Source organism: Psittacicella melopsittaci, from assembly GCF_003585925.1.
Lineage (GTDB): Bacteria > Pseudomonadota > Gammaproteobacteria > Enterobacterales > Psittacicellaceae > Psittacicella > Psittacicella melopsittaci.
In genome coordinates, this window is sequence record NZ_NRJH01000012.1 from 1 (window position 1) to 13,862 (window position 13,862).

Consider the following 13,862-nt stretch of genomic DNA (forward strand, 5'->3'; position numbering starts at 1 on the left):
ACTACATCTGACAATGTAACTATTGACTCAGCTAACCGTTCAGTTTCTGTTATCGGTTCTAACATAACAGCAGAAAATTGTACAGTTAACATCACAGCTAAAGAAAATACTACTAACGAAAATAGTAATATCTCTGGTAACACTGGCTTAATTATCAATGCTACTAATGGTACAGCGACAGTTAATGCTACTAACCTAACAGCAACTGGCGAAAATACTTCAATTAGCATTACAGGTAACCAAGGTGTTAATATCGGTAATGGTACTAATGTAACTGCTCCACAAAATGTTACTATTGACTCAGCTAATGGCTCAGTAAATGTTACAGGTTCTAACGTAACGGCTAACAATGGTACAGTTAACATCACTGCGAAAGAGAATACAACTATCGAGAATAGTAATATCTCTGGTAAACAAGGTGTTAATGTAGATGCAGAAAACGGCACTACAACTATTAACGCAACTAACGTTACAAGTGAAAACGGTTCTGTAAATGTAACTGGTAACCAAGGTGTTTACATTGGTAATGGTACTAATGTAACAGCTGCAGACAACGTAACTGTAACAACTCCAAATGGTTCTGTTTCTGTAATCGGTTCTAACGTAACAGCGAACAATGGTACAGTTAACATCACTGCTAAAGAGAATACAACTATCGAAAATAGTAATATCTCTGGTAAACAAGGTGTTAACGTAGATGCAGAAAACGGCACTACAACTATTAACGCAACTAACGTTACAAGTGAAAACGGTTCTGTAAATGTAACTGGTAACCAAGGTGTTTACATTGGTAATGGTACTAATGTAACAGCTGCAGACAACGTAACTGTAACAACTCCAAATGGTTCTGTTTCTGTAATCGGTTCTAACGTAACAGCGAACAATGGTACAGTTAACATCACGGCTAAAGAGAATACAACTATCGAGAATAGTAATATCTCTGGTAACCAAGGTGTTAATATCGACGCTGAAAACGGCACTACAACTATTAACGCAACTAACGTTACTTCTAACAACGGTTCAGTGAACATTACTGGTAACCAAGCGGTGAACATTGGTAACGGTACTAACGTTACAGCTGCTGATAATGTAACTATTGATTCATCTAATGGTTCAGTAAATGTTACAGGTTCTAACGTAACAGCTAACAATGGTACAGTTAACATCACTGCTAAAGAAAATGTTACTATTGAAAACAGCAACATTTCTGGTAACCAAGGTGTTAACGTAGACGCTGAAAACGGCACTACAACTATTAACGCAACTAACGTTACAAGTGAAAACGGTTCTGTAAATGTAACTGGTAACCAAGGTGTTTACATTGGTAATGGTACTAATGTAACAGCGGGTAACAACGTAACAGTTGATTCACCAAATGGTTCTGTTTCTGTAATCGGTTCTAACGTAACAGCGAACAATGGTACAGTTAACATCACGGCTAAAGAAAATACAACTATCGAGAATAGTAATATCTCTGGTAACCAAGGTGTTAATATCGACGCTGAAAACGGCACTACAACTATTAACGCAACTAACGTTACTTCTAACAACGGTTCAGTGAACATTACAGGTAACCAAGCGGTGAACATTGGTAACGGTACTAACGTTACAGCTGGTAACAATGTAACTATTGATTCATCTAATGGCTCAGTTAATGTTACAGGTTCTAACGTAACAGCTAACAATGGTACAGTTAACATCACAGCTAAAGAAAATGTTACTATCGAAAATAGTAATATCTCTGGTAACCAAGGTGTTAACGTAGACGCTGAAAACGGCACTACAACTATTAACGCTACTAATGTTACTTCTGAAAATGGTTCAGTGAACATTACTGGTAACCAAGGCGTGAACATTGGTAACGGTACTAACGTAACAGCTGCTGACAATGTAACTATTGATTCATCTAATGGTTCAGTAAATGTTACAGGTTCTAACGTAACTGCAAATAACGGTACAGTTAACATCACGGCGAAGGAAAATGTTACTATTGAAAACAGCAACATTTCTGGTAACCAAGGTGTTAATATCGACGCTGAAAACGGCACTACAACAATTAATGCAACTAATGTAACTGCTGAAAACGGTTCAGTGAACATTACTGGTAACCAAGGCGTAAATATCGGTAACGGTACTAACGTTACAGCAGGTAACAATGTAACTATTGATTCATCTAATGGCTCAGTAAATGTTACAGGTTCTAACGTAACAGCGAACAATGGTACAGTTAACATCACGGCTAAAGAAAACGTTACTATCGTAAACAGTAATATTTCTGGTAACCAAGGTGTTAATATCGACGCTGAAAACGGCACTACAACTATTAACGCAACTAATGTAACTGCTGAAAACGGTTCAGTGAACATTACTGGTAACCAAGGCGTGAATATCGGTAACGGTACTAACGTTACAGCTGGTAACAATGTAACTATTGATTCATCTAATGGTTCAGTAAATGTTACAGGTTCGAATGTAACAGCTAACAATGGTACAGTTAACATCACTGCTAAAGAAAACATTACTATCGAAAACAGTAATATTACTGGTAACCAAGGTGTAGACATTAATGCAACTAATGGTACAACTACTATTAATGCAACAAATATCTCTGCTCCTAACGGTTCAGTGAACATTACTGGTAACCAAGCGGTGAACATTGGTAATGGTACTAACATTAGTAGTCAAGGTGATGTGAACATTAACTCAACTAATGGTTCTGTAAATGTAACAGGTACAAATGTAACAACTAATGGCAATGTTAATATCACTGCTAAAGAGAATATTACGATTAATAACTCTAACTTCAGTGGTAAAGACTTCTACTCGAATGCTACAAACGGTAGTTCAACAATTACCAACAGTACCTTCAACTTTACGAACATAACTGTTGATGCTAATGGTTCTAATACCTTTGATAACAACAATGTTAATATCACCAACAACACTCACCTCAGTGGTGATCCTGTAAGCTTTACTAATAACTCAGGTGTTATCGATAAGAACCCAGTTATTAACAATGTGACTTGTGGTACGGATACTACTAAACAAAACAACCCGAATCTAACCATAACTAATCCGGTTGTTGATCCTAGCATAGATCCGAACTACGATGATTGGTTATTAGAAGATGAAAGTGATGAAGTTAAACGTTCAGCTGGCTACATCACCGATAACGATGTACCTCTACCAGCAGGTGAAGGGGTAACCGTAACTAAAGATGGCTTCCAAATCTCAACATGTTACGTAGTTATTGATGACATCTTAGAACGTTACAACGTAACGCTCGAAGACGCTCAAAACCTAACTACGCAAGAGATTATTGAGAAATACAACATCTCTGGAGACGATCGTCGTCGCTTCGAACAATCATGTCAACTTGTTCCTGGCTACCTCAGAACTAAGACTATCTTAGCTCCTGGATATAATCCTTCAGGTAGTAGTAACGAGTAATTGATTTAGTTAAACTAAATCGCAAGTGCAGACTAGCTCAGCTAGTCTGCCTTTTTTTATGCCTGAAATTCGGGAAAAGTGAAGAAAAGGAAAATGAAAAAATGAAGAGAAGGAAAAGAAAAAATGAAGAAAAAGAAAATAAAACCGAGGATAGGCGAAAATGAAAAAAATGAAGAATGGAAAAAGATCCCCTGCCTTACACAATAAAAAAAAGAGAGGCATAAAGCTCTCTCTTTTTATTCTCTACTTGTTTTCTTTTTGCGTGGTTTTTTAGCAAAAGGATCTGGTAAGCCTCGAATTTTAGCAAGTAAACTAATTTGCGTTTTAGTTAATGCTTGCTCTTGCTCTAACTTAGCAATTAGCTCTGGACGACGTTCTAAAGTTCGGCGCAACGATTGCTCTTGACGCCAGAGTTCAATATTACCATGATGTCCTGAAAGTAGTACTTCAGGCACTCCTTGCCCATGATAGACTTCGGGACGCGTATAATGCGGGCAATCAAGTAAACCATTAGCAAAACTATCTTGCTCGGCAGATTCTTTGGTATTAAGAGCTTGCGGGATATGACGGATAATGGCATCTATCATAGTCATAGCTCCGAGTTCGCCTCCTGTGAGGACAAAGTCCCCTAAAGACCATTCTTGATCTACATAACGATCAATAAATCTTTGGTCTATGCCCTCATAACGTCCACAAATAAAAATGTAGTTGCAGTTAGATTGGGCAAGCTCAACACTAGCTTGGTGATTAAACACCTTTCCTTGCGGGGATAATAAAATTGTTTGCACTGCCTCACCTTTACTAGCAGCTTGGGCTTTAGCAGCTTCTAGAGCTCGTTCTAAAGGCTCAATTTTCATCAGCATGCCAGGACCGCCCCCAAAAGGACGATCATCAACCGTTTTATGCTTGTCGGTAGTAAAATCACGGAGATTAAATACCTCTAATTCGTAGAGTCCTGCTTTTAAGGCTTGTTTGGTGATGCCCCAATCACTAATTGCTTTAAACATTTCAGGGAAAATCGTAATTACCCCGAACCATTTACTCATGCTAGGCTACTCCTGTACTAATAAAGAGTCTAAGACAAGGCTTAGACTCTTTTTTTGGTTTTATTTATGGGCTTTAGCTGCCGCTGTATGGCTTAAAAGAAACTCTTTTAAAGTTGCATAGTCAGCATCAAAGTTTTCTGATAATAAAGGACGATCTTTATATTTTGCTAATTGCTCAGGTAAAGCAATTTCGCGTCCTAAAATATTTTCTACTTCGCCTTTAAATTTAGCTGGATGAGCTGTACCTAGGAAAATACCTACTTGCTCGTCTTTTAAGTAGTCTTTAAGCACGCGATAAGCTACAGCTCCATGAGGTTCAGAAACATAACCTAAACCATCTAAAGCAACAATAGTTTGGGCAGTTTGAGCATCAGAAACTGGAGCCGAGAATAAATCTTGCTCAAATTTCCAGTTTTTCACGCGGAACAGCTCTTCAATACGTGGCCAGTTGTTTGGACGAGAAACATCCATAGCATTAGACAAAGTAGCTTGAGTTTGATGAGGTTCCCATTTGCCTGAAGCTAGGTAACGTGGCACTGTATCATTGGCATTAGTTGCAGCTATGTACTTAGCTACAGGTAAGCCAAGAGCCTTAGCTAGTAAACCTGCAGTTAGGTTACCAAAGTTGCCCGAAGGAACACTAATTACAACTTCTTTGTTTTGAGGCACACGAGCATAAGCTTCAAAGTAGTAAGTAATTTGGGCTAATAAACGGCTAATGTTAATTGAGTTAGCTGAGTTTAAGCCAATTACTTCACGTAAGTGCTCATCATCAAAAGCTTGTTTTACTAATGCCTGACATGCATCAAAGTCACCGTTAATCGCAATAGTTTTAATATTGTCGCCGAGAGTACAGAAAAGTTTTTCTTGTAACTCAGAAATACGACCTTTTGGATAAAGTACTATTACTTCAATATTTGGGACTTGGTAAAAGGCATGAGCTACAGCCGCCCCTGTATCTCCCGAAGTTGCTGTAAGAATAGTAATTTTACGTTCTTGCGCGAGCAGACGTAAAACTTGCGACATAAAGCGTCCACCAAAGTCTTTAAAAGCTAAAGTTGGACCATGGAAAAGTTCTAAAGTATAAACACCAGGCTCTACCTCAACTACAGGTACAGGGAAGTTAAAGGCATTATTTACTAACTCTTGTACTTGCTCTGGACTAAATTCATCACCAATAAAAGCACCAAGAACTTTAGCAGCTCGCTCTTGGAAAGGTAAAGCTAAAAGCTCTTGAATTTGCTCAGGGCTAAAGCTAGGAATTTCACTCGGGAAAAATAAACCTTGATCCTTACCTAAACCTTGCAATACTGCTTGTTTAAATGATACTTTTTCCTCGGGGTGTTTAATATTATACAATTGCATTAAATTTCCTCTTGGCGTAAAAACTGAGCAAACTCTTGCTCACTTAAAACTACGGCTCCATCAAAGTCCGTTTGGCAAATATAAACAAAACCTTCTTCGTTTTGTAGGTAGTGTTGAGCAAAAACCTCTTGCAGTTTTTGGGCAGTAGCAAGGTTATTTGCTAGAGCATAAAAAGTTGGACCCGAACCCGAAATCCCACAAGCTAAAGCTCCTGCTTGGTAAAGTAAAGTGCGAATCTTATCAGCATTAGGTAAAAGTTGCTCACGATAAGGTTCGGCAACTAGATCACGTAAACTTCGTGCTGCTAGCTCTTGATCCCCAAGATATAAAGCATGAACAAAGCTTGCCATATAAGCAGTTTGGGCAATAATTTGGCTTCGACTATAGCTATCTGGGAGAATGCGACGAGCATCCTCGGTTTTTATAACTATCCCAGGATAAGCTAAAACCCAGTACCATTGCTCAAAAATTGGTAACTCTTGGGTTAGAGCTCCCTCTTTAACTGGGCGCTCAGGTGCTCCTGGATAAGGAGCATAAGCTGGAGGCAACATAAGTTGTAACCCACCTAGGTAAGCAGGGGCAACATTGTCATAATGTGCCGAACCCGAAACTGTACCTTCGAGCTCGCCCATAAGAGCTAGCATGGTGGTTTTTTCTAGTAGTTGCCCATGAAACTCATTAAGGGCTACCAAAGCTGCTACTGCCGAAGAAGATGACGAACCTAAGCCCGAGCCTACTGGCATGTTTTTATAGAGAGTTAAAGCTAAAGGCTTAACCTCATGGTCGCGAGCTTGAAGCTCACGTCGATAGAGAACATAGGCCTTGTAAACAAGGTTAGTTTCTAGTTTATCAGCTAGTTTACCAATAAACTTACCCTTGCCCGCAAAGGCTAGAGCAGGCTCGCCTGGGCGAGCTAGATTAGTATCTTGCTCGCTAAAATCAGCAGCTACTACTATATCGCCCAGTCTTTTACCGTCAAGGCGTCTTACTGCCAAGCCCAGTAAATCAAAACCTACACTAAGATTGGCTGAAGTTGCGGGTGCATATACAGCTACTTGCATTAACGTATGCCTCCATAACTTTGCAGCGTACGAAGAATATCAGAGAAAATACCAGCTGCTGTAACATCATTACCTGCCCCGTAACCACGGAGTAATAATGGAATTGGGTTATAGTAGCGCGTATAGAAGGCAAGAGCATTTTCACCACCTTTAACCTTGTAAAGTGGATCATCAGCCCCTACTTCCATAATTTTTACTGAGCATTTACCGTGATCAATTTGCCCTACATAACGCATTACCTTACCTTCGGCTTTACATTTTTCTACGCGTGCTGAGAACTCAGCATCTAGTTCAGGCAGTTTTGCCATAAACTCTTCGGTAGAAAGACCTTGAGCAAAGCCAACTGGTAATACAGGTTCTACTACTATATCGCTTAATTCAAGTTCAAGACCTGATTCACGAGCGAGAATCAGAAGCTTACGAGCTACGTCTTGCCCTGAAAGGTCATCACGTGGATCTGGTTCGGTAAAGCCTAATTCACGTGCTTTAGCAGTTACTTGTGATAAAGGCGTACCATTTTCGAGTTCACCAAAAATGTACGAAAGCGAACCTGAAAGAATACCATTAAAGGTTTCAATTTCGTCACCTGCGGCAATGAGATTTTGCAGGTTTTCAATTACAGGAAGACCTGCACCTACGTTAGTTTCATACATGAGGCGACGTTGTTCTCTTTGTGCCACTTCACGCATTTTTTGATAATAAGCGTAAGAAGAAGTATTAGCTTTTTTGTTTGGCGTTACGATATTAAAGCCTGCTTCTAGCAGACGCACATAGCTATCAGCAATGTTTTGGTTTGAAGTACAATCCACAAATACTGGATTAACTACATGGTCAATTTCTACGCGGCGAATAAAGTCAGAGAGCGTATACTCTAAACCTTCTTCTTCGAGGCGTTGACGCCAGTTTTCATCGAGTTCTAAACCTTTAGGGTCAAGAAGCCATTTACGACTATTAGCAATACCACAAATTGCAATTTCTACGTTTTTACTTGCTAAGTATTCTTTCTGACGTAAAATTTGTGATAAGAGTTCGCTTCCAACTCCACCCACGCCAACAATATAAGTACGAATAATCTTCTTTGAGTTAAAGAGCATGCGGTGCGTTGCTCGTACCGATTCAATTACTTGGTTACCACGAATTACCGTAGAAATAGCACGCTCTGAAGAACCTTGGGCAATAGCAATAATACTTACATTAGTTAAAGCTAAAGCCGAGAAGAATTTAGCAGCTGTTCCTTTGAGGTTTTTCATGTTATCCCCAATTACAGAAACTATTGCTAAATCGTGCTGTACTTCGATTGGATCTAAAGCTCCCTGAGCAATTTCGCTAGCAAACTCTTGTTCTAGAGCTGCTAAACACTTGCTTGCGTCACTTTCGGTACAACAGAAACCAATTGAGTATTCAGATGAACTTTGGGTAATGAGAATTAAAGATACGCCTGCACGCGATACTGTATCAAAAATACGAGCTGCTATCCCCACTTGCCCAATCATTGCTGGACCTGCCACGTTGAACATAGCCACATTGTTTAGAGAAGTAATACCCTTAATGTGTTGTTGGCTAGGTTTTAATTGGCTCGAGTCAACAATAATTGTTCCTGCATCTTGCGGTTTATTAACGTTTTTAATAACGCAAGGAATTCTAAATTGAGCAATTGGACTAATTGTTTTTGGATGAAGAACTTTAGCCCCAAAGTAGCTTAACTCCATTGCCTCTTGGTAAGAGAGCTCTGGGAGTAATAAAGCATCTTCAACTATATTTGGATCACAAGTGTATACACCATCTACATCTGTCCAGATTTCACAAGCACTAGCATTAGTACAAGCTGCTAATAAAGCTGCCGAGTAATCTGAACCATTGCGTCCTAAGAGCATTACTTGCCCTTGAGCATTACCCGCAGTAAACCCTGGCATTAAGTAAATTGTTTTACGGTTAAATTCTAAAGTTTTAAATTTAGCTTGGGAAGCTAAAACATCAATTGAAGCTTCAAAGAAGTTGTCATCATTAGCAACCAGATAGTCCCAAGGTAAAATAATGTCATTAGCTTGACCAAGTTGATCAAGGTATTGTTGCATTAAAAATACCGAACAACGTTCACCTGCACTTACAACATAAGCAAATTCAGCATCGCTAATTTGTTTATTTAGCGTAAGAGATTTTAAGCTATATTCAACTTCGTTAAGAATTGCGCCTAAGCCCACTAACCATTTATCAGCTTGCTCTGGTTCGGCAAGACCATGAGCAATACTATAAACTATATCTTCTACTGCTCCTAAAGAAGAACGATAAGTACCATTAGCTTGAGCTTGACCTATAGCTGCATGCAAAAGGTTAGTTACTTTTGCAGGAGCTGATAAAACTACAGCTACGCCTTCACTTTCGTAAGCTGCACGAATGATTTTTGCGACATTTTGAAATGCTGCGGCATTAGCTACCGATGTACCGCCAAATTTTAAAACTTTCATAATTTTACCTATTATTGAAGGATTTTTCCTCTATATATTATATTAAAAAACCTTGCTTTTAACGCAAAAAAGCGAGCCTTGGTGGCTCGCTTTTTTTCCTCACTAGAGAAAGTTTTACACACACTTAATGTAGCTAGCCACCAATTACTAAGTTTGACTAACTACTTACAGGAAGATAGATATTTTACGATTAAGTCTAATCAAAATTAAAATTATTATCCACCTGAAAATAACTAGTCTACTTCAAGGTGGTGGTTGTTAAATTTAAAAACATAAAAAAATCTCTAGCTTGGGGAAATAATTACTATATATTTATGTTAACACAGAACCAAGCTAAGAAAAGTACTTTTATTAACTTTTCTAACTAAAACTTTGATAAATAAAGTAAAAAAGTCTGCTTTTAGGGTTGTCTTGAGGGGGTTGAGGTAGAGCTAACGGATAGTTTTATGCTTGTTTGAGGTTGGTTTTTATAGTTTACTTGAGGTTGGTTTTTTCTCACTTGCCTCTGCTGAGTTTTTAATCGTTTGCTTGAGGTTAGATTTTTTATCTCTTTTCTCTGCTGAGTTTTTTATCGCTTGCTTGAACTTAGTTTTTTATCGTTTGCCTGAGCTTAGGTTAGAGGCAAGGGGGTAGCAAGGCTTGATCTTTTGTTTGGCTTTTGTTTTCCGTTTGGGGTGTGATTTTAGCAGGGCTTGGTCGTTAATTAGGCTTTTTTAGGTCTTACTTTGATTTACTCTCTAGCTTTGCTTTTAGGTCTGCCTTTATCCTGCGGTAAAAATTTTTATCTTTTTGTGAAAAGTTTTTATTTTTCCCGTATTTTCTAGCCGTGCTACTAAAGATTGGCATTTTTTTTGCCATTTTCCTTGCGGTAGTATAATATAATAAAAAAGACTTTTTTAGCTATCAAGCCAAACATTAATATGTCATTTCTAGAACAGATAAAAACAATAACAAATAATCTTATTAATAAAAGCCGCCAAAAACTAATTGCGGTTCTAACAAATAAACCAGGTTCGGTAGAATCTGCAGAAGACCTTGAACAACAAATTGAATACCTCAACAACAATAAAGCAATAGATATTCACATTGCTAAAATGTTAAAAGGGGTATTAAGCATTCGTAATTTACGTGCTCGTGATCTCATGATCCCACGTGCTCATATTGATTACTTTGAGTCTGACCAAACTCTCGAAGATGTATTAAATGCCGTATTAGAAAACGGGCATAGTCGTTATCCAATTCTCGATGACAACAACGACGATCAAGAAGCAATTAGCTTACTTTTTACGAAAGATTTACTTCGTGTTCTTATTGACCAAAAAGTAGATCAAGTAAGCCTCACGGAAATTGCCAAACCAATTAAAATTATCCCTGAAACCAAACATGTAACTACTTTATTACAAGAGTTCCAAAGTTCACGTACTCATCTAGCTCTAGTAGTTAATGAGTTTGGGGAGATTTCAGGATTAATTACTATTGAAGATATTCTTGAAGAAATTGTTGGTGATATTTCAGATGAGTTTGATAAAGAAGATCTCTTTATCCAGCAAGTAAGTAAAACATCTTTTGATGTTTTAGCTAAAACCCCAATTTATCTCTTTAACGAAGCTTTTGGTTGTGAACTTTCAGATCAAGAGTTTGATACTATTGGGGGCTATGTTTTTGGTTTACTCGGACACATGCCTATACGTAATGAGTCTATAGACTTAATTCCAGGCAAACTAATTGCTCGTATTACCCAAGTTAATGAACGTCAAATTCTCAAACTAAGAGTAAGAGCCATTCAAGACTATAGTGTAAAACTGAAAAAAGAAATTGCTGAGGTAACTAATACCGAACAGGCTGCTCAGGTAGTAGCTGAAGCTAATGCTCAAGCAGAGCAAGCTAAGGCTCAAACAGAGCAAGCTAATGCTCAAGTTGAACAAGCAAATGCTCAAGCAGAACAAGCTAACGCTCAAGCTGAGCAAGCAAAGGCTCAAGGAGAGCAAGCTAACGCTCAAGCTGAACAAGCTAACGCTCAAGCTGAACAAGCTAACGCTCAAGCTGAACAAGCTAATGCTCAAGCTGAACAAGCTAATGCTCAAGCAGAGCAAGCAAGTGCTCAAACAGAGCAAGAAAACGCTCAGGCAGAGCAAGCAAAGGCTCAAGCAGAGCAAGTAAATGCAACGGCAACGGTAAACCCAGAGCAAGCACCTCTTACTAATGATAAAGCAGAACAGGAGAAATAGAACTTATGGTAATTTCTTCTTGGAGTATGCGTTTTCCGCTTGTTCTTTTTGCAGCCTTTGTTGGTTATTTTACCTATTTAGGTTTTGCTCCTTACTATAATAGCCTTGCTCTTTTTGTGAGCCTCTTTTTCTATATTTTCTTTTTACAGATTAAAGCGAGTAAAAAGCGAGGCAGTTATTTAATTCCCTATGTGTGGGATGTAGCTTTTAGTTATGCTACTTTATCTTGGTTAAACCAAGCTCTAAACTATTTTGGCGATCTACCTACGGGCATGAGCCAAGTAGTAGTGCTAGCAATAAGTTTAGGACTAGGGGTACGTTCCCTTATTCTTGCCATTCTTTGGAATGGACGCGGAAGAAACTTTATTTTCCTTCCGCTTCTTTTTAGTGGGGTAACTTACCTTTGGTATAACCTTGTAGCAAACTTCCCTTGGTTAAACCTTGCTTATGCTAATAGCAATGCGGTAGGGGCATTACTTGCACCTATTGGCGGAACCTACTTAGTGCAATTTAGTCAGTTTGCCTTTATTACTTTTATTTACGCTCTGGTACATAAAATTGTTCTCAGTCGTCAACAACCTATGACCATGAGCTTACGTCGACAAACGATCGACCGTCAACAACGCATTGCTTGGCGTACAGACTTTGTGGCTTTATTTCTTCTTGCAGTCGGTTATGTTGCAGCTCATTTTTACTATGTGCAATATACCAGCAAAGCAAATACGCCTATAAGCGTGGCTTTAGTGCAACCGAATTTTACTTCGCATGAGCGTAATCTACTCGAAAGCCAACCGCAAATGGTAGCCCAGTATCAAAATCTGATTGGGCAAACGCTAAACAATCAAGGGCAAGCTGCTCCTCGACTATGGATTCTTCCTGAGTCAGCGTTAATGTCATTTTACTCGCTTGACGCTAATCCACTCTATGCCAATAGTCCGTATGTAGCGCCAACCTTAGGTTATTTAGCGAGTATCTATGCTCCTTTAGCTCCGCTTAATGGGGATCTAATACTAGGTACTCTTGGCGTAGCAATGCAAGATGATAAAATTCGTAACTACAATGCCGCTCTGGTACTAACTAATCCTGCTTCAGTAGCAGGAGCAGTACTAGCACCAAATCGCATTGAACACTTAAATGATCAGCCAGTTCTGGTGCAAAGCTATTTAAAACAACATCTGGTTCCTTTTGGGGAATATGTTCCTTTTGCAAGTGTACTTAAATACTTACCTATTCCAGGAATCGAGAATATTGTTAATAGTCCGTTTTCCACTGGACAAAAGTATCAAGCTAATATAAAAACTTCTGCAAGCCAAGCAGCAGTATTAATTTGCTATGATGCTTTATTTGCTGAGCAACTAATGCGTCAAATTAACTCAGATACTAATGTTCTCATTAATATTAGTAACGACGTGTGGTTTGGTAATGATCAAGGTCCTGCTCAACACTTAAATGTTGCCCGTTACCGTTCTTTAGAAAGCCAAAGATATACATTGAGAGCTACTAATAATGGTATTACCGCAATTATTAATGAGCAAGGTCAGGTAGTAAACTATCTCCCACAAAACCAAGCTCGTGTCTTAGTTGGACAATACTACAATGTTACGGGAACTACCCCATATCAAGAGTATAGTCGCTTAATGAACTTTGCCTTAGCGTTAATCTTCTTATTTGCGGTAGGTATTGTTCGTGCTTGTGTGGCATTAATGACCAGTAACAATCGTAATGTTTAATTAAGCTGAGTTAATTCACTTAAATTAGTTAGCAAAGTTACTAAAAACTTCTTGAGTTTTATTAAGCTCTTGAGTTTTAAACAAGCTATTAGTGCTTTAAACTAACACTTTATACTTAAAAGTCCTCTGAATTTTCTAAATTCAGAGGACTTTTTTATAGCTAATTTTTTTATGGGCATATTGTAGCTTTAATTACTTTTTGTGGGCTTAGTTTACCATATTCTTTTCCTTTTCTCTCTGGTCTTTTTTACCCTTTATCCTTTTCTGTCCTTCTGGCTTTTTTACCCTTTATCTTTTTTTGACTCTCTGCCTGTTTTGCACTTTAGCTTTTGCAGATGCTCTTATTTGGCAACACAACTTTCTTTGCTCTTTTTTCTATTTTTTCCTCTTGTTTATCAGGTTTTTAGGCTTTTACCCTCTTCATATTAACTTATGGGCTAACAATTTTTTCTTGCTAATGCGTAAAATTTTTCCCCATTTAATCCTTTTTTTTAGTACAATATGGGCGAAGGCTTTT

8 protein-coding genes are annotated in these 13,862 nt (G+C 38.4%); 3 read left to right on the forward strand and 5 right to left on the reverse strand.

What is annotated here, in order from left to right; all coding sequences use genetic code 11:
• On the forward strand, positions 1–3,450 hold a 3,450-nt coding region (locus tag CJP74_RS01135), incomplete at its 5' end, for a beta strand repeat-containing protein (RefSeq protein ID WP_147397035.1).
• A gap of 236 nt (positions 3,451–3,686) precedes the next feature.
• On the opposite strand, the gene trmD is transcribed toward CJP74_RS01135, so the two are convergent.
• The 5 genes from trmD to CJP74_RS08040 form a co-directional block, all read right to left on the reverse strand.
• Entirely contained in the window at positions 3,687–4,496 is an 810-nt protein-coding gene (trmD, locus tag CJP74_RS01145) for a tRNA (guanosine(37)-N1)-methyltransferase TrmD (protein ID WP_119496443.1), read from the reverse strand.
• A 60-nt stretch (positions 4,497–4,556) separates the two neighbouring features.
• Positions 4,557–5,861 (reverse strand): threonine synthase, encoded by a 1,305-nt coding sequence (gene thrC / locus CJP74_RS01150; protein WP_119496444.1) that lies wholly within the window; start codon positions 5,859–5,861, stop codon positions 4,557–4,559.
• Positions 5,861–6,922, reverse strand: coding sequence for a homoserine kinase (thrB, locus tag CJP74_RS01155; protein WP_119496445.1), 1,062 nt, complete (start codon positions 6,920–6,922; stop codon positions 5,861–5,863). The genes thrC and thrB overlap by 1 nt, the downstream gene beginning before the upstream one ends.
• Positions 6,922–9,387 carry a bifunctional aspartate kinase/homoserine dehydrogenase I gene (gene thrA, locus CJP74_RS01160; RefSeq protein WP_119496446.1) on the reverse strand — a complete coding sequence of 822 codons (2,466 nt, stop codon included), beginning with the start codon at positions 9,385–9,387 and terminating at the stop codon, positions 6,922–6,924. The genes thrB and thrA overlap by 1 nt, the downstream gene beginning before the upstream one ends.
• Positions 9,388–10,107: 720 nt before the next feature.
• Complete coding sequence (locus CJP74_RS08040) at positions 10,108–10,245, reverse strand: hypothetical protein (RefSeq protein WP_222986820.1); 138 nt, start codon at positions 10,243–10,245, stop codon at positions 10,108–10,110.
• A gap of 62 nt (positions 10,246–10,307) precedes the next feature.
• On the opposite strand from CJP74_RS08040, the gene CJP74_RS01165 reads away from it, so the two are divergent.
• A complete protein-coding gene (locus CJP74_RS01165) occupies positions 10,308–11,615 on the forward strand; it encodes a transporter associated domain-containing protein (protein WP_119496447.1) in 1,308 nt (435 codons plus the stop codon).
• Positions 11,616–11,620: 5 nt separating this feature from the next.
• A complete protein-coding gene (gene lnt, locus CJP74_RS01170) occupies positions 11,621–13,345 on the forward strand; it encodes an apolipoprotein N-acyltransferase (RefSeq protein ID WP_119496448.1) in 1,725 nt (574 codons plus the stop codon).
• Positions 13,346–13,862: the final 517 nt, after the last annotated feature.